Here is a 24,567-nt window from a genome sequence, read left to right on the forward strand (position 1 = left end):
CGTACATAAATTAGCGATCGCCATTCGTGATTCGTAATAATTTATACCAAACTACAACGTCGTTGTAACGCTTTCTGGAGTAAAGCTTGATATGCTTCATCGCCAATACCGTAAGCGCCAAATCTTTCCAAATGCGGATTCATCATTTGAGCATCAAACAGGACAAATTGCCTTTGGCGCAATCTTTCTACTAACTTTACCATTGCTACCTTTGAGCTTTCGGGAATCCGGTAAAACATCGATTCACCAATAAAAGCACCGCCAATCACAATTCCTAAAATACCGCCAGCGAGTTCATCACCTTGCCAAGTTTCAAAACTATAGGCAAAACCCGTTTCATGTAGTAAAAAGTAAATTTCTTTTAATTCTTCCGAAATCCAGGTTGTCTCTCGGTTCGCACAGCCAGCAACAACAGCCGGAAAATCACGGTTAATCGCCACCGTAAACCGTTCTTGATTCAACACACGCTGCAAAGACTTAGGATAGCGGAATCGCTCATCTAAAGGAATCAAAGTGCGATCGCGGCTGCCATACCAACTCAAGCCATCATTGTCATCAGCCATGAGAAAATAGCCTTGAGCATAACCTTGAATAATAGCGGCGATATCATATTGCATAGATCAAACTAAAAATAAAAAATATCAGAGGAACGCAGTCTGATGCGATCGCCATCCTCAGCGCTCCTCCCGAAGTTCTGATCGGAGGAAGCCTCCGCACAGACTTCTCTCTGCGATATCCTCAGCATTCCTCTGCGTTTAAATAAATATGACTGAACCAATCCCATCCATCACCCTACCACCAGCTAACAATCCCCTCCTTGAAGGTGAGTGGTTACAAGAGCGTTTGTTGCGGTGGCTTGATACAGAATTTATCCCGGAAGCAATCAACAAAAAGATTGCCCAGCGAGCCGCGCAAATCTTTGTGCGTCAACGCATGGAAGGAGAAAACGACTTAGGTTCTCTGGTAATTGCCATTGTCACAGAGATGCAAGCGTTTGATTTTTCCAAAAGCTTTTATGGAGAGTTTGCGATCGCTAACGCCGTCAGCGATCTACTCTTAGAAAGTCTGGGCATAGACCATTGCTGCGGTCAATAAATAAAGTCCAAAGTCAACAGTCCATATTTTGACTATTGACTATCGACTATTGACTACCAGCTAGACTTAACCACTCCAGGTAACAAACCTTCGTGCGCCCACTCCCGGAGAACGTTCCGAGACAGTCCAAAGTCGCGGTAAACACCTCTAGGACGACCAGTTACCCAGCAGCGATTGCGGCGACGGTTGGGCGCACTGTTACGGGGTAGTTGTTGTATTTTCCGGTGAGCATCCAGCTTATCTTCTAAAGATTCTGCCTGTCTGAATTCTTCCAGCAGGGTTTCCCGCTTTTCGGCATACTTTTCAACTAACTTGGCGCGTTTTTTCTCGCGCTCAATCATACTCTTCTTCGCCATACATTCTAATTAAAGACAGCATTTTCCATTCTACAGTGTCCCTATTAATTCTAGGGATACTCTTGATGTGAACTACCCTACCGCGATCGCTTTATTAGTAGTAGGACATAAATCAGCCAGCTGACAAGCTCCACAAGCGGGAGAGCGGGCTTTACAAACAGCACGACCATGATAAATCAGCCGAATTGACCAATTTTCCCAATCTGGCTGGGGTAATAACTTCATCAAATCTTTTTCAATGTTAATCGGGTCAGGATACTTAGTTAAACCCAAGCGCTGACTGAGACGCTTAACGTGAGTATCTACCGTTACTCCAGCATTAATGCCATAGGCATGAGCTAAAACTACATTTGCCGTTTTCCGAGCCACACCAGGGAGCTTTAATAATTGTTCCATTTGGTTAGGAACAACAGAGTCAAACTCAGTCACAATCATTCGACAAGCGGCTTGAATATTTTTTGCTTTATTGCGATAAAACCCTGTGGAACGTACTAAGTTTTCTAACTCTTCTAAGTCCGCATTGGCTAAACTGGCTGCATCTGGAAAACGACTAAATAAAGCTGGTGTTACTTTATTGACTCGCTCATCTGTACACTGAGCAGAGAGAATTGTTGCAACTAGTAGTTGTACAGGCGTTGAGTAGTTTAATGAGCAAGTTGCATCTGGATACAGATGCTTGAGGCGGTGGAGAATTTCTAACGCCCGTTGTTTTTTAGATGGAGATTTGCGGGTAGTGGTCACTGGATTTTTAGCAAAAGCGAATCAAATTCGCCATTACAAATAATTTAGCCTGCTTTTGCAGGCTTTGTTCAGATAGCCCCAGACTTAAATCTGAGGGCGTTGAGGCAATTTTTGTACCCATTCCTACTGAGTAGTTAACTGGATGGTTTCTTTGACAATCAGGAAAATTCCTAAGCCCAAAAGTAACACTAAGCCAGTTTGCATTACACCTTCTTGAATACGGGTAGGTAAAGGTTTACCGCGCAAACCTTCAATCAGCAGAAAAGCTAGTTGTCCGCCATCCAATGCAGGTAGAGGCAAGATGTTGATAATTGCTAAGTTAATGCTGATAATCGCCGCGAAAGAGAGCAAGTTAGTGCTGTCGTCAGCCGCTAATTTAGCACCAACTTTGACGATATTAACTGGCCCAGAAACTTGCCCAATGGTTTGTTGGAAGTTAGTAATTAACTGTCCAAAACCATTGAGTGTACCCACAAATAATTGTTGGAAGCGGTTCGCAGCAATCCCAAAAATCTCGAAAGGACTACTGGGTCTACGATAAACCGGCTTACCATTTGGCCCTAGTTGAATTCCAACTAGACCTTTGCCATCAGCGCCTTGGGTTGGTGTTAATTTCAGGGAAACTTGCTGGTCTTTCTGCTGAACTTTGAGTTCGATTTGCTGATTAGGATGAGTTTGAATTTCTTTGGTCAATATAGCTGTGGACTTTTCCGAAGCAGTTAGTTGTTGACCATTAACGGCTAGAACAATATCTCCTTCTCTAATCCCGGCTTGATAGGCAATAGATTGCTCATTCACTGGTTGGACAATCACACCGGGTTGATAATTGAATTTCTCTGGTATGCCAACAATACCCAATTGCAGAACTAGCACTAAGTAGGCAAATATTAAATTTGCGATTACGCCCGCACTGATCACGATCGCCCTGTCTAAAACTGGACGGTTACGCAGCAGATTCGGGTCGTTGGGTGGAATTTCACTATCTGGATCATCATCGGGAAAGCCCACAAAGCCACCCAAGGGAAAAGCACGAACAGCATATTCGGTTTCCGTTCCTTGGTACTTCCACAAAATCGGGCCAAAACCCAAGGAAAACCGGTTAACGTAAATGCCTTGAGACCGTGCTGCAACAAAATGTCCCAGTTCGTGTACCAAAATCAAAACAGCCAAGACTGCGATCGCTGCTAAAACTGACATAAAGCAATTTAGTCAAAATATTCGGATATATCTTCTTAATTGTAGTAGTTGAGGAACAGACACAGAGACTCAAACCATCCTACAAGGCCGATACTTAAGTTGGCGTTGCCTAATTAAGCCTCATTTTGATAGAGAAACCGCCCTATCTAAGATCATCTTAAGGTCAGATGGATTTCTTGATATATCTCGTTGCCAAAAACCAAAGCCACCATGCTGATTAACTGCTTTAATCCACTGATCTAGAAATACACTTTTAGCTACGTCTTTCTGAGTGTAATTTCCTTTAGTTTCTAAAATTAAGAAACTCCCATTTTTTAGGCGAATAATAAAGTCTGGTCGATACTTGCGAACAACTCCGTCAAATATGTAAAGAATTTCAAATCCCAGGTGATCATTCTTAACCCAAGCTTGAACATTAGGGTTTCTATCTAGTTCAAATGCTTCACTAGCTTCCCATGTACTATCGAAAACACAGCAGTTGATGTGTGATTTTCGTGTGTATTCACATGGCTTGCCTGTATACCATGAACGCATATCAGCAGTAGAGCGAATCGGATTATTTTGGTCAAAAACAGGTTCAATTGCTTCTGTATTTTCTAAATAAATAGCATTCCAAATGTGTTGAACTATTTTACTTAAATTAAGAGTAATAAGAATCCGCCGTCGAATCTCATCTAAATTGAATAAAGGTGGATTGATTCTGATTAAACCTGAGTCAATAAACTCTTCTACTAATCTAATCAGTTTGGCTAATAAATATTCTCGATTGCCTTTCCAACCAGGTTTCATCTGCACAAAAATGTCTCTAGCAGTCTCAAAGACAATTTTCTGCATCCGAAATTTACGTCCTAAATCTTCCAGATCAATACCCTTAATTTTTGTAACATCAGGTTTACCATCAACAATTGGTGCTAATTCCGCCAGCGTACTATTATCAAAAGCGTCTAGTTCTAGAGGTTCAACTTGATTTAAATTAAGCTTAAGTTCAGGCTTATAAATGTACTCAATTCGGATGATATTGGGAAAGTTAATTTCAAACTCTTGCTTTTCTGGATCTGGTTTTATTTCAGTTTTAGGTTGAGGGGGTGGAGGTGTTGTTTCTTCATTAGATTCATGGGGGATAAAGGTGAATGGAACACCAAAAATGTTGACATACTCTGGTTCAAGCAAATTTGTTTCTGGATTAATGTCGTAAGCGGTTCTTCTTAAGCCTCGACCCACAACTTGTTCACAGAGAAGTTGGCTGGTGAATGCTCTAATACCCATAATGTGAGTTACTGTTTTAGCATCCCACCCTTCAGATAGCATCCCAACTGAGATAACATTTTGAATTTGTTCACCAGGTTTACCAACTTGGCCAACCGTATCAACTTTTTGCCTTAAAAGTTCTGCTTGTTGCTGTTTAGTTAACTTGGGCGTAATTTCTTCATCAGATGTATCATCTTCATTAATATCTGAGGTTCTGTATTGGATCTCAGAACTTTCTTCTTGAGACTCTGCCATTTTCAAAACATTAGAGTCTATGTGGAGAGTACGTTCTGGAATGCAAAGTTCTTCTATTTGAATTTTATGATGATTAAAGGCATAATTAATCCTGGCTGCGGTTTCGGTGCGGTTAGCAACAGAAATCATGACGGGAGGAACTTTATGTCCAGCTTTCTCCCAAGCTTTGGCTGTTTCTAACCAGTCTTTACCTAATAAATAATAAGCATTATTTAGTAAATCAGGTAAAGATTCATTTAGTTTTGCTTTGCGATTGAAATCATCTTTAACTTCAACGTCATTATATAAATGATAGTAACGCGATTTAAAGTCTCTAAGGTTCAGCCTCCCATCATCACGAATTACAACACGAGGAGTTTTAACTAAGCCTGACTCAATCGCATCATTCAACCCGAAATCACTCACAATCCAGCCGAACAAAGCTTCTTCTGAACTTCTCTTACCAGAAGGTACAAATGGTGTAGCAGAAAAATCAAAACAGGTGAGTATTCCTCTAGCTCTGTTAATGCGATCAAGTCCACCAATCCATTTTGTTGCTTCATCAATATCTTCTTTACTAATACCCTTTATTTTAGATTCCGCAGGAATACGCCAAGCATGATGTGCTTCATCATTAATGACTAAAATATTGCTAAAACTAGCCAGTTCAGCTAAAACATCCCTGACATAAGCTTCATCACTTTTTGCTCCACGCTTATCTACACCCTTCTTTTTCTCAATCTGTTCCTCTGTTTCCCAATTGAGAACGTGCCAATTACGAACTACAACTTTACCCTGACGTAACTTATCAAACAAGCTAAAAGGAATTATGTTGAAAATCTCGTAGTAATTGTTTTCAGTGGAAGGAATTAAAACTTGAAGGCGATTTTTAACGGTGAGTCCTGGTGCGACAATAAAAATAGCTTTGGAAAAACGGGGATCTTGAGGATAGGTGACTTTGTTAAGGATTTGCCATGCAATCAGCATAGCCATAACAATGGTTTTTCCTGAACCTGTCGCCATTTTGCAGCAGAGACGTTTAAATGCTCCTCCATCAGAGGGAATATCAATACCAACCTTTTCAGATGCTGGAGATTCAACCAACCAGATTAAGGTTTCTATTGCTTCTAACTGGCAAAAGAAAAACGGGAAATCGTGTTCTTCGGGGTTATGCCAGTGTTCTAATAGACGCTTAGTAATACCTGTAACGCCAGGATGTCCATTTTCACACCAAGCTTTGACTCGCAAACGTACTTGATTAACTAGAGGGATTTCAACAAATTTACCAGGATCATCAAAAGATTTTGAGTTTTCAGAAGCTATTGTATAACCTGCGGGTCTTCTGCCTTCTACAAGTTTAAAAAGGCGAGTTTGGTAATTATATTGCCAGTATCTTTTTGGCTCCTCGTAGGGAGAGTTTATAATAAGCTGGTGAATTTTTGATGAAGATATCATAGCTTTTTTCAACATTCCCTAACAAGTATTTGTGATTTTTAATTGGTATTTATACAATAATTAGTGTGTGCTGTTTGAGAATTCATTAATTGAATTTTTTTTAGTCTATTTCTTTTAATTTCTTTATGCAAGGCTGAAGCATTATTCAAAATATCTACACCGTCATTAGTAATTAAATCAGCAGTAGTTAAAGCAGCAGTTGCTACAAGGCAACGATCAACACTTTTAGTTTTATCATTAATAATCTTTTCTATTCCATTCCTTAATTGCTCTGATGGTTCAATGTCTATTATATTTTTTCTCTTGGTTAAAATCCAAAACTGGAGAATTTGTTTTTCAAATCTTTGCTCATCCATGTTAGTGATTACATCAAAAAGTTTTCTTTTATACTCAACGTCAATTTTACCTGCTTTGTCAATTTGAAGTTGATGTGTGGATGCAAGTCGAGCAAGTAGGATGTCAATATGCCTACCTTCATTGATTTGGGGATTAAGAATATGGATAAATACACTAGTATCAATCACAATTGGTATTAACTGCTTATTTTCTGTCATTTTTGATTTATTACATAATATCAATACTGAGAGCTTCTAGAATATCTGCTCCAAAAAACTCCATAGGAAGTCCTTTTTCAAAACTGCCATCTGAGTTAATATATAAATTTTTTACTTGGACAGAATTATCCTTGATATAAAAATATGCAACCGTCACATCTTCTGACTTCAATTGTCCTGTTGCAATCAGCTTACGCAACCTTATAATGATATTCTCACTATGAGTTTCAATTATGGACGGAACACCTCTTTTTGTCCATAATTCAGCGAAAAAAGAACCCATTTCAAGTTGTGCAGTTGGGTGAATTTGAGCTTCTGGTTGCTCAACAATTAGTAACTTTCCTGGATTAAGTAAAGCTCCTTGTACAAAGATTGGTATACATTGACTAACACCAAAACCAAAATCTGCTAGATAAGATTCGGCTCCAGTTAATTTGTTTTTTGCTCGAAATTCAGGAATAAATCCCTTCACTTGAGATTTAAATTTTACATCTTCAATATCAATAACAGATTCAATATGTCGTAAAACAAAATCTGCTCTTTCTCCACCATCAGTAAGCAAACGCTGTAAGTGAGGCATAGCGTATTCACCCCTATGTCCAACATCATCTAGGGGCGGGCTGCCTAGTATGACACTTCTTTCTGATTCTTCACGAACAGGTGATAAATGTCGCATAGAGATAATTTCATTTCTTATACCATCTAGGTAAAGATTATCAAAAGCAGATTTGAGTATCTCTACTGGATCATTTGGGAGAGGAAATTTAAGAAATCTAGTGCGCCTAATATTTGTTTCTTTTTTATGAAGAACTTTTTTTCCTCCAATCTTACAAGTAACTGTATGTTTAGCTTGTTTACCACTATATGGAATACTTCCGAAAATGCAAAAATCAGCTATTAAATCATTTGCAGTGATTTGTGAATCAACTTTTACGCTAGTTGCTTGTCCTAGCGGATCTTCATCTATGAAAGTTGAAAACGGGTTTAAATTAATTGCAATATCAGTGCTATTATCTTCTATTTTTGGTATCGCTTTACTTTGTTGGAGTTTTTCTCTAATTTGTTGAATTTTAGTATCAGGTAAATCATTAGTTTTGAGATTTAGAGTAAATTGAGCTACCTTACTACGAGAATTAGTATTTTGTAAATCTTTAAAAGTACCAAGGCTAACGTGCCGCCCCTCCGTAGAAAAAAAATCACCTTCACTAGATTCGCTAGACTCTAGAGTTTGCTGGAGCATAAGTAAAAACTTAATAAGTGTGGATTTTCCCGCACTATTTCTACCAATCAAAATTGTTATTGGTCTGATACGAACATCTATGTCTTCTCGAAATGCTCGAAAATTTTTGATTTTAATATTAGTAAGCATAAGTACATTGAAATTAGTTAACCTTCTAAGTTAGCCGGATAATTTTTAGAGATTCGATTCCTCTATCATCAACTATTTTTACAGCAACACGCTGATAATTACCTATTTCAAAAGGTAATGAAACAGTGCCTTGATAGGACTCAATTAAATCTTCATCAATTTCGGATTTCAGATTTTTGGCAAGACGTGACCAGCCATCTTTCTCTCCTGCCATTGGAAAGAAAACTTGGGAAGGAAAAATACTCCTGCCATCATAATCAGTATCTAGCATCCACATAGCAATTTTTTCAACACTGCCAGATTCAACATTTCCGGTTCTAGTATTGTAGTAATCGAAGCCATGCACTTCTACTTCCCATTTACCTGTATCTTCTCCTCGATGAATACGACGAAGTGCGACATCAGGTTGACCAATGAGCCAAAAACTCTCGTTGCTGGCACGTTTTTTCTTCAGGTCTTCTGTAAGTAGATCCGCATTCATTTGTACTTTGAGTAGAGTCACACCAGGCCAGTTAGTTTCATCAATATCTTTTGCTGCTTCAGGGTCAAATTGAAAGGCAGCAAAAATAACTAATTTGGGTTTGGGTTTCTGGGTTTCTGCTTCTTGAATTGCCATTTCTACTTGGCGTTGATCGAGAGGAGCATGTTCTAACCCAAAGGAAATAACAGCTCGCATTGGCTTGTTTTGAGTACCGCCACTTAAGAGAGAAGTGTCATTTTCTTCATTACTGGGTTTAGTTTCGCCATCAGCATGAAGCCAACGAGTCCCCGGTAAAGGTTCAACTCTAGAAAATAGAATGTATTGACCGCCTTTACCTCGAATTCCTGTTTTGAAAAGTTCATCTCGCCATTCTGCTTGCCGCAGTGTTTCGCCAGAACGGGCAATGGATTGATCTGCATCTGGGGTATCAGTCAATCCTTCGACATTATCAAGGGGTTTAACGGTTGGTGCAGGAACAGACTCAACTGTAAATAGACCTGTAATTCTTACTTTTGATTTATCAACTAGAGGCTGATCGTAAAGAATTTCCTTAGCAGCGTATTTTTTAATTACTTCTTCAATTTCTTTTCTTGCCATTCCTTCCTTGATTTCTGGATTGTTGGCAATAGATTTTAGCGTAATGCGAGATACTGTTTTATATTTAAAATCGTCACCTAAGCCTTCTTTAAAATTCGCCAATTCATAATAATCAAAAATTGCAGTCATCAACCTTTGTTTTGCCAGGGTAATAGATACACGAGAAGTATCGCAAGTCATCCAACGTCTTCCCCAACGTTCTGCAACATAAGCTGTAGTGCCACTGCCACAGGTTGGATCTAGTACTAAGTCTCCTGGATCAGTTGTCATTAAAAGACAACGCTCTATTGCTCTATGATCGGTCTGTAAAACATAAATTCTCTGTTCCCCAAATCCACCCGGTCTTAAATCTAACCAAGTACTGTTTAAAGTCTTATAAGGAAACTCATCGTGATAGACTTTCCATCGTAGTGATTTACCAATAGGATGTAATCTTCCAGCAGCAGCTAAACGATTTAGACCTGTAATAGTGGTTTGCCAGCCATATCTTGTAGGCGGCTCATACTCAACATTATTAAAAGTGTATTTAAATGAATTATCATTACCACGTCTTTGAGAAAATGTTGGCCATAATCTACAAATACGACCTTCTGGTAATGGTTGCTTTCCTGTTTTTTGTGCTAAAGAAAGATCAATAAGTTCTCCATTTTTTGTCTCAACGCAAATATATCGCTCGTTTGGATTTTCTATAGGGTCACATTCTGTAAACAATTCTTTATACTTTATCTGGCTGATGTCCTTTGCAAACCATAGCAAAAAATCATTGACACCTGGTAATAATTTAGATGACTGACTGCTTGCTTTCATCAGCACAATTTCCATGCAAAAGTTGTTACTGTCAAATACTTCATCCATTAAACACCGAACTCTATGGACATTTTTATCACCTATTTGCACAAAAATAGAACCACTTTCATGGAGTAAATCTTTTGCCAGCAATAAACGATCGCGCAAATAAGTTAAGTAAGAATGAATGTCTAACTCCCAAGTGTCTCTAAATGCTTTAATAGTCTCTGGTTCTTGGGTTAAATCTTCATCATTGCGATCTTTTACGTCCCGTTTATTCACGAATGGTTGAAAATTAGAATTATATTGACTTCCATAAGGCGGATCTATATAAATCATTTGCACCTGCCCTGCCATTCCTTCTTTTTGTAGTAATGAGTTCATTACTAAAAGGGAATCTCCAGCAACTAAGCGGTTTGTCCAATTATGCTTGTGCTTGTAGAATTCAATAGCCTGTCGAATCGGAGGATTTTCTTCTGGAGTTTGAAATAAAGACAGTTGTTTAATCTTTTCATCTTTACGCTTCCGCACTGCCTCAATAATTGTGCGCGGATCTATCCGTTCATGGACGTGCAGCGAGACTGTAGGCACTTCAAAACTTGTATGCTCTGCTTTCCCAGCCCAAACTAACTGAGGATCAAGGTGAGGATCGTAGGCATACTTTTTAGTATCCTCTTCTGGGTCAGTATCTGGGTTAACTAGTCCAATTGGCGGGTTATTGGCTCGTTGCTGGTTTTCATGCTTATATTGCTCAATTTCTCTCTGCTCTGATTTCCTCTGCCTTGCCATATCAGTTTCCCTTGTCTCAGAGCTTTTAATTTACAATCTATTTGACCTGTTAGACCAGTTCGTTAAAATTTTTGCGACTTAGCTTCTCAACTGGTTGACTACTCTTTGGTAAATTTTCTCCAACCAAATGGGTATTACGGGTTCACATACCATTGTTGCCATTTTTATCAAATTGGTTTCTGAGTAATAACATAGTAAGCTCTTTAGCTGTATTATTAATTACAGGCACGACTACTTTTTGTTTTCGCCAAGCTGTAACAACTGGAAGCATAATATTTCCGAGGTGTGTTGGAACCATAAGCTTGCCATTGCGGCAAAGTTATGGCTAAAGTTACACCACAAAAGTGTTGATCTTTCATCTTTAAAATTTAAAATGGAGCTAAGCGGGTTCGAACCGCTGACCTCTGCAATGCCATTGCAGCGCTCTACCAACTGAGCTATAACCCCAAAAGTCCATTTTATATTTTATCTTAATATTTTTTTGTTTGTCAAGTTATCTTGATGAAATGAATGAAATACTTAGTTTATTAAACACTACTTTCTATGAAACTTGTAATAGGTAGGTCATACAGTGACCCATGAGGAAGTAAACTACTAACATGGCAGCAGCAGCGAGGGCTACCAATGTACCAGCCAACATCAAAGAAAATTCTTTGTTCTCGTAGGCTTTTTCCATTAGATGCAGTGACCATGCCACCAGCGCCACATCAAATAATAAAATAGGGATTAACATATTTTTTAATATTTATTAATACTTGTAAACTAATATTAACATCGTTTTTGAGAACTGTATTGAATTTGGGTGGCAGGCACTTGGATTTTAATGATATCTTTCTTTTAGCTTAAAAGTACAAACGTACTGGTATATGGCGATCGCGCAAATAATTTTTAATTTCTGACACACTCAATTGCCCGTAGTGAAGTAATGATGCTAACAATGCGGCTTCTGCTTTACCTTCAGTTACAGCTTCATAGATATGTTCACAATTACCTGCACCCCCAGAGGCAATTACGGGGATTTGTACTGATTGGGCGATCGCTTTTGTTAATTCCAAGTCATAACCTGCTTGAGTACCATCAGCGTCCATACTTGTAACTAATAGTTCTCCGGCTCCTCTTTGTTCAACTTCAGCAGACCATTTGAGAGCATCTAAACCAGTGTTTTCCCTGCCACCACGTACATACACATCCCAACCAGGATTTTCCGGATTAACTCTGCGTCTGGCATCAATTGCAACAACTATGCACTGATTGCCAAAGCGATCGCTTGCCCGATTAATTAAGTCTGGGTCGCGTACTGCCGCAGAGTTAATACTAACCTTGTCGGCTCCAGCCCGTAACAAAGCTTTAACATTTTCTAATGATTGTATTCCACCACCCACAGTTAACGGAATAAAGACCTGCTCTGCCGTGCGGTAAACTACGTCGAGAATTGTATCGCGGTCTTCATGAGTGGCTGTAATATCCAGAAATACTAACTCATCTGCCCCAGCATCGTTGTAAACCTTTGCCAATTCAACCGGATCACCTGCGTCTTGGAGATTGACAAAGTTAACTCCTTTTACAACCCGTCCCGCCTTCACATCCAAGCAGGGTAAGATTCTTTTAGATAACATAGTAACTTTTCAACTCCTTCCTTCATTGTTCGGAATTTAAATTTTAAATGGGTACGTGTCTTCCCAAACTAAAATTTTTGCATTTGAGGTTTATTCTCAAGTATTGCGATTTCGATGACACTCAACTAGTCCTCAAGTCAAAGTAAATAGCTGAATTATGGCGATCATCTCCTCGAAAAAACAGCCTCCAGAACCTAATGGACAGCCCAAACAGCAAAGGGAGTCAACAAAAGCATCCTCCCAAGAGAATATTTTGCAACCGGAAGCCGCTATTGATGAACAAGGAAAGCCAGAAGAGAGTATTCGACCACAGCGATTTGCCGATTACTTAGGACAGAAAGACTTAAAAGATGTACTGGAAATTGCCATCAAAGCCGCAAAATCACGGGGTGAAGTGCTAGATCACTTGTTGTTATATGGCCCGCCAGGATTGGGTAAAACGACAATGGCAATGATTTTAGCATCGGAAATGGGGGTCAATTATAAAATTACGAGTGCGCCAGCCCTAGAACGTCCACGGGATATTGTGGGGCTACTAGTGAACCTCAAACCCGGAGACATTCTATTTATAGATGAAATTCATCGCCTCTCAAGGATGACAGAAGAAATTCTCTATCCAGCTATGGAGGATTATCGCTTAGATATTACCATCGGCAAAGGTACAAGCGCTCGCATTAGAAGTTTGCCACTGGTAAAATTTACTTTAGTGGGAGCTACAACCCGTGTTGGTGCTTTAACTTCACCCCTACGCGATCGCTTTGGCTTAGTTCAAAAGTTACGCTTTTATGAAGTGGATGAACTTAGCAAAATTGTTCTCCGCAGTTCTCAACTACTGCAAACCAACGTTACAGAAAATGGTGCGACAGAAATCGCTCGTCGTTCACGAGGGACACCGCGAATTGCCAATCGGCTACTTAAAAGAGTGCGTGATTATGCGGAAGTTAAAAAATTAACAGAAATCAACGAAAGCGTTGCATCTGAAGCACTCCAACTATTCCAAGTAGACCCCTGTGGCTTAGATTGGACAGATCGTAAGATGTTGAGTGTGATTATTGAGCAATTTAATGGCGGCCCCGTGGGTTTAGAAACTATCGCCGCAGCCACTGGTGAAGATACTCAAACTATTGAAGAAGTATATGAACCTTACCTGATGCAGATTGGGTATTTAAGCCGCACACCCCGCGGACGAACCGCCACTAAAGCTGCATACAAGCATATGGGATTTACACCGCCGAATGAGCAGATGTCTTTGTTGTGAACTCAAACTTAAAAAGGTAAAAACAAAAGAAAATATCTAGTACAGCACGGCATAAATAAAGCCACTATCTTAAAAAGGTGAAAAGCTTATACAAAATAAGCATTCTCTCTTTTTACTTTTTTTACACTTCGGTTACTTTTACCTTTTAACCTCCTCATAGACACAGGTAAATCCAGATGATCAAGTTAATTAGTGTTATTCTTTGTCTGTTACTTGTGTTTGGCTGGGGTCAACCAGTCATAGCACAATCCCTACAATCTAACTTTACGCCAGAGGAACTCCAACAAGGAGATGAGTGGGCAAATCAAGCGTTTGCAGCCACAAATCAGGGTGATTTTGCTAAGGCTGAAATGTATTGGACAAAAATTATTGAGAAGTTTCCTACCAATGCGGGTGCATGGAGTAATCGGGGAAATTCGCGGGTGAGTCAGAATAAGTTAGAAGCCGCACTAGCAGACTACAATAAAGCCGTAGAATTGGCTCCAAATGTTACAGATCCCTATTTGAATCGAGGTACAGCATTAGAAGGTTTAGGCAAATGGTCAGATGCGATCGCAGATTATAACCGCGTCTTAGAATTAGATCCGAACGATGCAATGGCCTATAACAATCGAGGTAATGCCAAAGCAGGTTTAGGAAAATGGCCAGATGCGATCGCAGATTATCAAAAATCCACCGAAATTACGCCAAATTTTGCCTTTGCCCGTGCTAACTACGCCCTGGCTTTATATGAAAATGGTCAAATCGACCAAGCCATCCGTGAGATGCGAAATATAGCCCGAAAATATTCTAAGTTTGCTGATATACGTGCTGCCTTAACAGCAGCTTACTGGGTAAATGGTCAAAAAGGCGAAGCCGAAAGTAACTGGGTAGCCGCCTATGGCTTGGATAACCGTTACAAAGATATTAACTGGGTGCAGAATATCCGCCGTTGGCCGCCTAGTATGGTAGCAGCTTTAGATAAGTTTTTGAAACTTCAGTAGGTACTGTCTTAAAAACCCCGCTTTTACCTGTCTGTATCAATCTTGACCCGTTTTTTGGTATATATTACATCAACGTTGTAATTACACCAGAAACAAAAATATGACTCACTATGGGCTAATCTGTCCGTCATCAACGGGTCATCTTAACACGATGCTTCCCCTAGGAAAAGAATTGCAGCAGCGGGGTCATCGTGTGACTTTATTTGGGTTTCTCGAAGCTGAAGCTAAAACACTGGCAGCTGGATTAGAATATTGTGCCATTGGTCAAGCTGAGTATCCGGTTGGAGCAAATGCAGAAGCCTTAGCCAAATTAGGACAACTCAGTGGACGTGCTGCATTGCAATACACAGTTGCATTACTGAGAGATAGTGCAACTACCATGCTGAGGGAAGCACCTACTGCAATCAAAAGTACGGGTGTAGAAGCACTGCTAATAGATCAAGTTACAGGAGAAGGAGGAGCGATCGCAGATGTCTTAGGACTGCCTTATATTACTATTTGTAGCGCTGTAGTACTTAATCGGGAAGATAGTGTCCCCCCCTTCATGACTAACTGGGACTATAACCCAACTTGGTGGGCAAAGCTACGTAACAAAGTAGGTTATCAGTTGTTGGATCGCATCGGCAAACCAATCACAGAAGTTATCAATGAGTATTGTCGAGACAACAATTTACCTACATACTCTGAGCCGAATAAACGCTATTCCTCACTAGCTCAAATCAGTCAACAACCTGCGGAATTGGAATTTCCTAGACAAAATTTACCTCAGTGCTTCCATTTCACAGGGCCATATCACAGTTCAGTTGGTCGAGATGCGGCTGATTTCCCTTTTGAAAAGTTGACTGGGCAAACTTTAATTTACGCTTCAATGGGAACTATCCAAAATCGTCTGTTAGAAGTTTTTCACTCTATTGCTGAAGCTTGTAAAGATTTAGATGCTCAATTAGTAATTTCTTTGGGTGGTTCTGCAAATCCTGAAGTTTTACAAAAACTACCCGGAAATCCTTTAGTTGTTAGTTATGCACCTCAACTCCAATTGCTCCAAAAAGCCAATCTCACCATTACCCACGCTGGCATGAATACAACTTTGGAATGCTTAACAAACGGTGTACCAATGGTTGCAATTCCTATTACTAATGATCAACCCGGTGTAGCGGCTCGTATTGCTTGGTCTGGATGTGGTGAGGCTGTACCAGTGAAGAAAGTAACTGTTTCTAAACTGCAAACAGCTATTCAAAAAGTATTGACGAATGATTCTTATCAAAAGAATGCTTTGAGATTACAAGCAGCAATTAAGACAGCAGGGGGAGTTAGCCGAGCAATTGATATTGTTGAACAAGCCGTAGCTACAGGAAAGCCTGTTTTGAGAGAAACATAGTTTAGACATCTGTAAAGATCATAAATTACATTGCACGAGACTGGGGGTTAAGTGAAGCTAAAGCAATATGGTATTACAATTTGGTTTACTGGTCTAAGTGGTGCCGGAAAGACCAGTATTAACCGAGTCGTAGAAAGAGAATTGCGATCGCTTGGATATCAAGTCGAAGTCCTCGATGGTGACATAGTGCGCCAAAATCTATGTAATGGTTTGGGCTTCAGCAAAGCAGACCGCGATGAAAACATCCGCCGCATTGGTTTTGTGGCTCATCTTCTGACTCGGAATAATGTGATTGTTCTCGTTTCAGCTATCTCACCCTACCGCGAAGTTCGTGAAGAGGTACGGCAACGCATTGGTAATTTTATGGAAGTTTACGTTAATTCACCGTTGGAGATTTGTGAGGAACGGGACGTAAAAGGCCTATACAAAAAAGCGCGAAATGGCGATATTAAGCATTTTACTGGGATTGATGACCCGTATGAGCCACCATTGAACCCAGAAGTAGAATGCAGAACAGATAAAGAAACTATTGAAGAAAGTGCAAGTAAGGTTTTGGCAAAATTGGCAGAGCTAGGCTATATTTATTCGCTTGCTGAACAGTGAAACATCACAAAAAAGTTGTTATTTAAATTTAATCTATGACAGCTTGATTCAACCGCGTCAACTTAACTTATTGCCAGAGGTAGAACACAACCATAAGCAAATTCGTCAGAAGTTGCAACCTTATTTTGATTACAATGGATACAATACTTAAGATTATGTTTTAGTTGATAAAAACTGCAAAAGACGTATATTTTATTTTTTTAAATTGGTCATTATGACTTTAGGTACAAATATTAGACGTAAAGCCATTTACCACACAGAACAATGGAAATTTCTTGTGATACGCAGCTTTATTCCTCATAATAATACAACTTGATTTTTGCTATTTGCAGAAGGCTCTAGGTTATTGAGCCTACTTATTTATGCTGCTAATCTTTAAACTGAATTAGCACTAGTCTCAAAAACACTCGGTTTTCGTAAACTTTTTCCGGTCACAATCATTTTGACACCCCCAGATGGCCCCAGCAATGCACCTTTACGTGCTGGCTGTACTGGCTGGCTATCTGCGACTTGCATCTGCAATTGTGACAACACTGTGGCTAAAACTAATTTCATTTCAAATAAAGCAAAAGCCATACCAATACAGCGGCGATTCCCACCACCAAAAGGTAAAAACTCAGTAGGAGAAAACTGACGTTCTAAAAAACGCTCTGGTTTAAACTGGTTTGATTCAGGATATAAATCTTCTCGATGATGGGTTAAATAAATACAAGGAACCACCAAAGTTCCGGGTTCTAACTGATAACCCATAACTTCTAAGGGTGATTTAACCAATCGATTCAATGCCAACATCGCCACTGGATATAAACGCAGTGTTTCTGAACAAACTGCATTTAAATAAGGTAATTTAAAAATTTCATTAGCATCAGCATCTGCACCTAAATTCTCCAATTCTTGCAGTAGTTTCTCTCGTACCTGTGGACAACGGTGAACCCAGTAAATTGCCCATGCTAGAGAAGTCGCAGTAGTTTCATGACCAGCCACCAAGAGAGTAATCAACTCATCTCGTAACTCTACATCTGTCATCGCTTGACCCTCTTCGTCCCGTGCAGCCATCATCAATGACAAAATATCAGTGCGAGATGGGTCTGGTTTGGCTTTACGTTCTTGAATCTCAGCGTAAATGATTTCGTCAACTTGCTGGCGTAAACGTAAAAACTGTCCCCAAGGACTTTTTGCGCCTAAATCCCGTTGCAATAATGGGAAGACAAATATCATTGCTGTGATAAAAGGTTGCTGGGGATTCAGAATTTTGATCAGTAGTTCCTTGAGTTTTTCGTAACGTGGCCCGTCTTGCATACCAAAGACAGCCTTTAAAATTACCTCAAAGGATATTTCTTGCATAGAAGAGATCATAGAGAAAGGCTGCCCAATTTGCCATTTAGCAGTCACTTTCTCGGTAATATTTTGGATTAACTGACCATAAGCCAGCATCCTTTCTCCATGCAAAGGTGGTGTTAATAGCTTGCGTTGGCGCTGATGGGGTTTCCCTTCTAGTGCTAGTAAAGAATGCTGTCCCAACAAAGGAGCTTTGATACCTGCTGGCGCACCAGAATCTAAAAGTTGGGGAGGAGTTGTAAAAATCTGTCCAATTGCTTGGGGGTTGCTAATAAAAACTTGAGGAGTAAAAACAGGGCCTATTCGCAGAGTGAAAATATCACCATAGCGTTTAGCACAAGCTTCCATAAATCCCAAAGGGTTAGCTAACCACTGATAGGTTTGTACCCAAGGATGAGTTTTGGGGCCATCAGGCAGTTTGAGATTAGACATTTTACATTACCCAATAATTTAGAATCAGCGATCGATGACTGCACGTATAACTTGCTTAATCTTAGAACAATGATTCAGGCGATCGCTTTCTCGAACTATTCTCAGCCCTAGCAAGATCGTAATAGTTCTTCAACTTTGCTTGGATTTAACTGCTCGACATTACTCAAAACTACTGCGGCTCCAGCTTTTTGGAGTGTTTCACTATAAGATTGACTGCGTGCTGCTGTTTCCTGTACATGCGGTGGTAACACGCCAACACCAATCCAAGGGCGGTGTGGCTGTAATTCTCGCGCCTTAACTACTGTGTACATATCAGCGACTGTATCGCCCACGTAGATAACTGCTGTGCTAGTTTTTTGTCCACGCTCTAACTTGTCAACAGTGGCAAATAATCCTGTCGGATCTGGTTTACCGGGTGCGTCTTCCATCGCAATCAAGACTGGAGACTGCAAGCCCAAACGTTTTTCTAAGATGTAATTAGCAGAACCACGAGTAGCACCGCTAAAAAATCCCCAAGCGATCGCACCTCCACTCAGCTGCTGGAGATAGCTTGAGCTTAACAATAAAGGTTCATCACAGATATATCCTGTAAAATTTTTTGGGTCTGCTCCCCGGTAACGGTCTTGAAAGAAGGCAACAATCGTATTGTAATCTAGTTGTAGTTGTTCTCGTAGTTCTCCTTGAGACTCAAAGTAGCGGTAAATTAATTCTTGAGATGCTTCCCAGTCGTTATTCCAAATCCCTTCAGACTTGAGTTGGTCGATATCTAACGGTGTGGGACGATATGCTGAGTTTGTAAACTGCTCTACAGTATCGGCGATCGCGCGGCGATAAGAACCGCTAACATCGCGCACAACGCCATCAATATCAAAAACGACAATTGCTCGTGCTGAAACTTGTGCAGTCATAATTGCGTGGTTCAGAATTTAAGCCTTTCAGATTGTAAATGGGATAAGTATGTCATTGCTAATCACTCTTTGGTCATCCGGTGAGATATTAAGTTAAAATAAGCAATCGCAAACTTAGTAAGTAATGCCCGGATATTTCCCGGAGGTGTGATTGACCAAGTTCATTTTGAAAATTCTTTGGTTGGAAGATAACGTTGCCCTAGCAGTAGACCAAGTTGTAGGCAAAGGTACTAGTCCTTTGACTAAGTATTTTTTCTGGCCTAGAAATGATGCGTGGGAAGAGTTAAAAAAGGAACTCGAATCCAAACACTGGATTAGTGAGCTAGATCGCGTTGAATTGCTCAATAAATCAACAGAAGTGATTAACTACTGGCAAGAGGAAGGCAAAAACCGTCCAATGGCAGAAGCTCAATTGAAGTTTCCAGAAGTTGGTTTCACAGGTAGTGCGTAGTGTTTCACAATTAGCTCTTTTGCTGTCTTACAAGCGTCCCTAGTTTGATTTTCTTGTCCCTGCTGCCACTATCAACAAGTTGTGCAACAGGGTTAACAAACAGCAACAACAGATTTTGAGTCTATATGGCTAAATTTCTACCGCTCTTTCTTTCTGAGCAAATTGGTGTTTTCTTTCCAATTTGAAAAAAGAATGTGACAAATATACTATCTGTAGAGAAGCTTTATCGCTTCTCTACAGATGATGTATTTTGTTCATCAACTGACTTCAGATAATTATTTAGGATAATAGATTACTTAAAAATTATTTAAAATCTATACTGATAATAAGTAATATTGCATACAATGAGGCGACTATAACTGCAAAAAAATAGCCTCATATGTTATTGCGTTTATCTTATCAAGCTTTAATTACGCCTCTGGTCGCCTGTTTAAGTATATTAGGAGTTAGCACCCTTCAATTGCCGCGACTACAATCACTATTAATTAACAAACAAGCCTCTTCCTTAGAAAGTTTAGAAAAAGATATCCAAGTAGAATATCTCCGCCTCAGTATATTAAAGGAATTACCTAGTTTCGGTTATGACAATTTTATTGCTAATTGGGTTTATTTAAACTTTTTACAATATTTTGGTGATGACGAAGTTCGAGAGAAAACAGGTTACAGCCTTAGCCCAGAATATTTTGACATTATTATTAAACATGACCCACGATTTTTAGGAGCTTATATAGGTCTTTCTACTAGTACTGCTATGTATGCTGCAATGCCAGAACGCTCCATAGAATTGATGAGAGAGGGTTTGCAGTCCATATCTCCCCAAGTTCCTGAAAAGTCCTATTATGTGTGGCGTTATAAAGGCATTGATGAATTATTATTTTTAGGAGATGCTCAAGCCGCGCAAAATTCTTTCACGATGACAGCAGATTGGGCAAATAACTATTCAGACCCAGAAAGTCAACATATAGCTCAAAATTCTACTCAAACTGCTGAATTTATCAGTCGTAATCCTGATGGCAGATACGCTCGAATTGCTACCTGGGCAATGGTATTAAATAATGGAGTTGATGAAAAAACTCGTAAAAGAGCAATTAAAGAAATTGAGAATTTGGGAGGAAAGGTAATTAGTACTCCGGTGGGTAACAAAATTACTTTTCCTCCAAAGAATTGATAAACTCTTGATGACTGTCAACTATTCATTAGCCGTTGGGGGAGTAACTGGTGTAGTAGATTGTTGTTGGCGTTGTTCGCGTTTTTTGCGGTCAGCTGAGAGCATATCTGCCATTACCACCAGTGCTTGCGACATTTTTTCTAGATTAGAGCGGTATAACTCCAAATCCTTGTTGAGTTTGTCGTCAGATAAATGCAAACCAGCGGCAATAGTTTTTAGAGCCTCAGTGCGTTGCTTTTCATCCTTAACTAAATCCGGATCGGACTGTTCCAATAAGGAGAATAGACCAATAGCGAACAAGCGATTATATTTAAATTGAGGATTAGTTGCGATCGCTTGCAATTGTGCTTGCAAATCAGGATATCTACCTAAATTCTCAGTTTGGCCGAGCCAAGCAATTAAATCATGGACTGGTAAAATTTTCGCCAAAGCTTGTAACCTTTCAGCATCCTGTCTGTAGTGTTGCGGTTCTTGCTCTACAGCCTGACAGATGGCATGAAAAATTGATTCTTTGTCTCGTTCCGGTTGATAGCCTTCCATAAAGCGGTCAAAGGTTGTGACAACGCCCAAGGCATAAATTGGATTGTAACTAAAATCAACATTTACTGATAGCAGATGCATTTCTACCATCAACTCTTCTACTACCCGGCGATAGATTGTGTTGATGGGACGGGTATGTAAAGAATAGAAAGTTCGCTTTGTATCAGAGACAGTACGGACGTTATTCACAAAGAAAATATTAAGAATGTTAAGGGCGACGTTATTTTATTGTCTCCCTTAAAGGCTAGTTTGCCAAGTTCGGGTTTCTCATCATAATCTTTAGTTAATTTGGTAGCATAAGTGGGATCAATTTTTATTGCTCAATAACCAGCTATCAAATATTTTGGATTGTGCATCATTAAGTTATGAGCTTTTTACCCCTTCTAATTACTCTAGGTAAGTACATAGCTGGTGAGTTTGATAATCGGGAACAAGCTTTAGCAGAACCTGCTTGGTATGTCCACCTACGTATGTGGCAACGACCAGTTAACTTATTCACAGAAGATAGTATTGCCCTGTTTGCTGAACAAGCTAATATTATCAACTTAGACCGCCCTTACCGACAGCGAATATTGCGGTTAATGCCAGGCAACGATTCTAATACAACCTGGCAAATTCAGTACTACATGCCTAAAAATCCAAGTGCCTTAAGTGGTGCAGGCCGTAATCCTGCTTTACTCAAGACACTGACAATCGAACAGTTAGATTTATTGCCAGGTTGTATCCTGACAGTTACCCAGCAAGAATTAGCTGCCAACAACTACAAATTTGTCGCTACTCAACCGACCGAGACTCGTTGTTGCTTTAATTATTTAGGCAACACTGTACAAGTTTCCTTGGGGTTTGAAGCCACAGCAGAAGAATTTTACAGCCACGACAAAGGTATTGACTCGGAGACGGGAAAAGCAACTTGGGGAGCGATTTTAGGCCCTTATCGCTACACTAAACGAGAAGAGTACTCACTTGATAGTGCTGAGCGCTGAGTGCTGAGTAAAAAATAATAGCCCTTGGACTTGAGCTATTTTTTCATGCTTTGTTAGTGTATGTTTTTCGTACTCAGCACTCTATTAACTAGCCATACTACGAGGAACACCTTCTAAAGCTTCCTCTTCTGTTTCAAAGATTTCAAATACTGTGTCCATCATTGTGACTTCAAACACGAGTTTGGCTTCTGGGTGTACGTTGCAGATGCGGAAACTGCCCTTGACTTTATCAGCATCACGCATACCAGCAACCAAAGACGTGAGACCAGAACTATCAATAAAATTTACCTGACCAAGATTCACCACTACATGACGGCTGAGTTTGGAAATACATTCCTGCAACTTCAGGCGAAATTGCCAAGCTGTAGTGATGTCTAGGCGACCGGCTGGTGTTAAAACTATGACGGTATTACCGTCCTGGGTTGTATAGGTTGTTTGTTCTATCTGTATCACTAAAAATCCCCGTGGCACTCATTTTCAAATTGACTACTGCTGGATTAAGCCTGAGATTGGTGAGTCGAAGAACTTACTTAGTAGTACTTCACTTGTTTTAAAGTAGAAGTTTTCTAAAAATTTGGTAAATTAATTGACTCACCACTTTAGAGAACTATCCAGTGCTGACACTTGAGATGGACAAGTTACAGCTAAAATAGTCACCTATTTACTAGGTGCTTACCTTTAGTAGTGTAACTCACTAAAAAAGTGCTGAGTGCCAATGAAAGCGCTGAGTTGAAAGCTCTGTGAGCGTTGCGGGGCGCAAGCTAGTACTAAGTAACGAATATGCAGAATTTTGTATTCCAATACAACATACCCAACACTGATTTTTTTGGTAGCAGAATAGCAGATAAATCTACCTTTGGATGGATTACTCAGCACTTTACCTTAGTGGATTGGTGTCCAATTTATCCAATCTTGAGGCTTGAGGAAAGTTTCATACAATTCGGCTTCGGGGGAATTGGGTTCAGGCTGATAACCATATTCCCAGCGTACCAAGGGTGGTAAAGACATGAGAATGGATTCTGTGCGTCCGTTGGTTTGGAGTCCAAAAATTGTCCCCCGGTCGTAAACCAAGTTAAATTCAACGTACCGACCGCGACGGTAGAGTTGAAAATTCCGTTCGCGATCGCCATACTCTATTCCGTCTCGGCGTTCTACAATGGGCGCGTAGGCTGGCAAAAAGGCTCGGCCACAGCCTTGGATAAAAGCAAATAAATCTTCCCAAGTCCGTTGTTCTACTACTCCAACTTTGTCACTGTAATCAGCGGCTGGGCCATTGGGGTTGGGGCCGCGATACAAAGCACCTTGACCATCTTGATAGTCAAAAAACAAACCACCTACACCCCGTGTCTCATTGCGGTGTTTGAGATAAAAATATTCATCGCACCAACGCTTAAATACTGGATAATACTCGTCGTGGTGTTGGTCACAAGCTTGTTTCAGGGTTTGATGAAAATGGGCAGCATCTTCCGCAAAAGGGTAGTAAGGTGTCAAGTCAGCACCACCACCAAACCACCAGACTGGCCCTGCTTCAAAATAACGGTAGTTTAAATGAACTGTGGGGACATAAGGATTGCGGGGATGTAATACCAAAGAAGTACCTGTGGCATAAAATTTGTGTCCCTCGGCTTCCGGGCGTTGGTCTAGAATTGATTTTGGCAGATGAGAACCCCAAACTTCAGAAAAATTTACACCTGCTTGTTCAAAGATTTTACCTTCACGCAGCACACGCGATCGCCCACCACCACCCTCTGGGCGTTCCCAAGCATCTTCCTGAAACTTACCAACACCATCTAGATCGCTCAAAGCCTGGGTAATTTCGTCTTGCAGCTGTTTCATCCACTGACTCACCCTAGCTTTAGCATCCGTTGGTGGTAAAAATTTGGATGATACTGCTTTTAACGTTGGCGCGTGCGAATTAGTCAACATAGAGATTCCCGAACCTTAATTACAATTGCCAAAAAGCCAGAAATTTTTAGTTAAAAATTTGTAGGCAATACGAACCTGTTT

The 24,567-nt window shown here is 40.1% G+C and carries 24 protein-coding genes and 1 tRNA gene; 8 read left to right on the forward strand and 17 right to left on the reverse strand.

Annotation, left to right across the window (positions count from 1 at the left end; translation table 11 throughout):
- Positions 1-41: 41 nt before the first annotated feature.
- Complete coding sequence (gene aat, locus IQ259_RS06610) at positions 42-617, reverse strand: leucyl/phenylalanyl-tRNA--protein transferase (RefSeq protein WP_193882742.1); 576 nt, start codon at positions 615-617, stop codon at positions 42-44.
- A gap of 148 nt (positions 618-765) precedes the next feature.
- Between aat and IQ259_RS06615 the strand changes: the two genes are divergently transcribed.
- Positions 766-1,095, forward strand: coding sequence for a hypothetical protein (locus tag IQ259_RS06615; RefSeq protein ID WP_193882745.1), 330 nt, complete (start codon positions 766-768; stop codon positions 1,093-1,095).
- A 53-nt stretch (positions 1,096-1,148) separates the two neighbouring features.
- Here IQ259_RS06615 and rpsN read toward each other — a convergent pair whose 3' ends face one another.
- From rpsN to hisF, 11 genes are all read right to left on the reverse strand, one after another.
- Positions 1,149-1,451 carry a 30S ribosomal protein S14 gene (rpsN, locus tag IQ259_RS06620; RefSeq protein ID WP_193882762.1) on the reverse strand — a complete coding sequence of 101 codons (303 nt, stop codon included), beginning with the start codon at positions 1,449-1,451 and terminating at the stop codon, positions 1,149-1,151.
- Between the two features lie 72 nt (positions 1,452-1,523).
- A complete protein-coding gene (gene nth / locus IQ259_RS06625; protein WP_193882765.1) occupies positions 1,524-2,192 on the reverse strand; it encodes an endonuclease III in 669 nt (222 codons plus the stop codon).
- Between the two features lie 123 nt (positions 2,193-2,315).
- Positions 2,316-3,389, reverse strand: coding sequence for an RIP metalloprotease RseP (gene rseP, locus IQ259_RS06630; RefSeq protein WP_193882768.1), 1,074 nt, complete (start codon positions 3,387-3,389; stop codon positions 2,316-2,318).
- Positions 3,390-3,509: 120 nt separating this feature from the next.
- Positions 3,510-6,326, reverse strand: a complete 2,817-nt coding sequence (locus IQ259_RS06635) for a BPTD_3080 family restriction endonuclease (protein ID WP_193882771.1) — start codon at positions 6,324-6,326, stop codon at positions 3,510-3,512.
- Positions 6,327-6,364: 38 nt separating this feature from the next.
- Positions 6,365-6,880 carry a hypothetical protein gene (locus IQ259_RS06640; RefSeq protein WP_193882774.1) on the reverse strand — a complete coding sequence of 172 codons (516 nt, stop codon included), beginning with the start codon at positions 6,878-6,880 and terminating at the stop codon, positions 6,365-6,367.
- Positions 6,881-6,890: 10 nt separating this feature from the next.
- Entirely contained in the window at positions 6,891-8,249 is a 1,359-nt protein-coding gene (locus IQ259_RS06645) for an AAA family ATPase (protein ID WP_193882777.1), read from the reverse strand.
- A 25-nt stretch (positions 8,250-8,274) separates the two neighbouring features.
- Positions 8,275-10,902, reverse strand: a complete 2,628-nt coding sequence (locus IQ259_RS06650) for a site-specific DNA-methyltransferase (RefSeq protein WP_193882781.1) — start codon at positions 10,900-10,902, stop codon at positions 8,275-8,277.
- A gap of 215 nt (positions 10,903-11,117) precedes the next feature.
- Positions 11,118-11,261 carry a hypothetical protein gene (locus IQ259_RS06655; protein WP_193882784.1) on the reverse strand — a complete coding sequence of 48 codons (144 nt, stop codon included), beginning with the start codon at positions 11,259-11,261 and terminating at the stop codon, positions 11,118-11,120.
- 15 nt (positions 11,262-11,276) lie between these two features.
- A tRNA-Ala gene (locus IQ259_RS06660) sits at positions 11,277-11,349 on the reverse strand.
- 94 nt (positions 11,350-11,443) lie between these two features.
- Positions 11,444-11,635: a hypothetical protein gene (locus IQ259_RS06665; protein ID WP_015113328.1), complete on the reverse strand. Its 192-nt coding sequence runs from the start codon at positions 11,633-11,635 to the stop codon at positions 11,444-11,446.
- A gap of 109 nt (positions 11,636-11,744) precedes the next feature.
- Entirely contained in the window at positions 11,745-12,518 is a 774-nt protein-coding gene (gene hisF, locus IQ259_RS06670; protein ID WP_193882787.1) for an imidazole glycerol phosphate synthase subunit HisF, read from the reverse strand.
- Between the two features lie 157 nt (positions 12,519-12,675).
- Between hisF and ruvB the strand changes: the two genes are divergently transcribed.
- The 4 genes from ruvB to cysC all read left to right on the forward strand — a co-directional run bounded on the left by ruvB (position 12,676) and on the right by cysC (position 16,740).
- Positions 12,676-13,776 (forward strand): Holliday junction branch migration DNA helicase RuvB, encoded by a 1,101-nt coding sequence (gene ruvB / locus IQ259_RS06675; protein WP_193882790.1) that lies wholly within the window; start codon positions 12,676-12,678, stop codon positions 13,774-13,776.
- Positions 13,777-13,952: 176 nt separating this feature from the next.
- Positions 13,953-14,759: a tetratricopeptide repeat protein gene (locus IQ259_RS06680; protein WP_193882793.1), complete on the forward strand. Its 807-nt coding sequence runs from the start codon at positions 13,953-13,955 to the stop codon at positions 14,757-14,759.
- A 100-nt stretch (positions 14,760-14,859) separates the two neighbouring features.
- Positions 14,860-16,137: a glycosyltransferase gene (locus IQ259_RS06685; protein ID WP_193882796.1), complete on the forward strand. Its 1,278-nt coding sequence runs from the start codon at positions 14,860-14,862 to the stop codon at positions 16,135-16,137.
- A 51-nt stretch (positions 16,138-16,188) separates the two neighbouring features.
- The gene (gene cysC, locus IQ259_RS06690) at positions 16,189-16,740 is read left to right on the forward strand and encodes an adenylyl-sulfate kinase (RefSeq protein WP_193882799.1); all 552 of its coding nucleotides are present in this window, start codon (positions 16,189-16,191) and stop codon (positions 16,738-16,740) included.
- 375 nt (positions 16,741-17,115) lie between these two features.
- Here cysC and IQ259_RS06695 read toward each other — a convergent pair whose 3' ends face one another.
- Both IQ259_RS06695 and IQ259_RS06700 read right to left on the reverse strand, forming a co-directional pair.
- Complete coding sequence (locus IQ259_RS06695) at positions 17,116-18,510, reverse strand: cytochrome P450 (RefSeq protein ID WP_193882802.1); 1,395 nt, start codon at positions 18,508-18,510, stop codon at positions 17,116-17,118.
- 107 nt (positions 18,511-18,617) lie between these two features.
- On the reverse strand, positions 18,618-19,418 hold the full coding sequence (locus tag IQ259_RS06700; protein ID WP_193882805.1) for a TIGR01548 family HAD-type hydrolase: 801 nt from the start codon (positions 19,416-19,418) through the stop codon (positions 18,618-18,620).
- A gap of 151 nt (positions 19,419-19,569) precedes the next feature.
- Here IQ259_RS06700 and IQ259_RS06705 point away from each other — a divergent pair, with 151 nt between their 5' ends.
- Both IQ259_RS06705 and IQ259_RS06710 read left to right on the forward strand, forming a co-directional pair.
- Positions 19,570-19,869, forward strand: a complete 300-nt coding sequence (locus tag IQ259_RS06705; protein ID WP_193882808.1) for a 30S ribosomal protein PSRP-3 — start codon at positions 19,570-19,572, stop codon at positions 19,867-19,869.
- A 379-nt stretch (positions 19,870-20,248) separates the two neighbouring features.
- Positions 20,249-21,037, forward strand: coding sequence for a hypothetical protein (locus IQ259_RS06710; RefSeq protein WP_193882811.1), 789 nt, complete (start codon positions 20,249-20,251; stop codon positions 21,035-21,037).
- A gap of 21 nt (positions 21,038-21,058) precedes the next feature.
- Here IQ259_RS06710 and psb29 read toward each other — a convergent pair whose 3' ends face one another.
- Positions 21,059-21,766, reverse strand: coding sequence for a photosystem II biogenesis protein Psp29 (gene psb29 / locus IQ259_RS06715; RefSeq protein WP_193882813.1), 708 nt, complete (start codon positions 21,764-21,766; stop codon positions 21,059-21,061).
- Between the two features lie 176 nt (positions 21,767-21,942).
- Between psb29 and IQ259_RS06720 the strand changes: the two genes are divergently transcribed.
- Positions 21,943-22,560, forward strand: a complete 618-nt coding sequence (locus IQ259_RS06720; RefSeq protein WP_193882818.1) for a chromophore lyase CpcT/CpeT — start codon at positions 21,943-21,945, stop codon at positions 22,558-22,560.
- 84 nt (positions 22,561-22,644) lie between these two features.
- Here IQ259_RS06720 and IQ259_RS06725 read toward each other — a convergent pair whose 3' ends face one another.
- On the reverse strand, positions 22,645-23,013 hold the full coding sequence (locus IQ259_RS06725; RefSeq protein WP_193882821.1) for an STAS domain-containing protein: 369 nt from the start codon (positions 23,011-23,013) through the stop codon (positions 22,645-22,647).
- A gap of 429 nt (positions 23,014-23,442) precedes the next feature.
- A complete protein-coding gene (gene hemF / locus IQ259_RS06730; protein ID WP_193882823.1) occupies positions 23,443-24,486 on the reverse strand; it encodes an oxygen-dependent coproporphyrinogen oxidase in 1,044 nt (347 codons plus the stop codon).
- Positions 24,487-24,567 lie beyond the last annotated feature (81 nt).

This window comes from Fortiea sp. LEGE XX443, from assembly GCF_015206815.1.
GTDB lineage: Bacteria > Cyanobacteriota > Cyanobacteriia > Cyanobacteriales > Nostocaceae > Nostoc_B.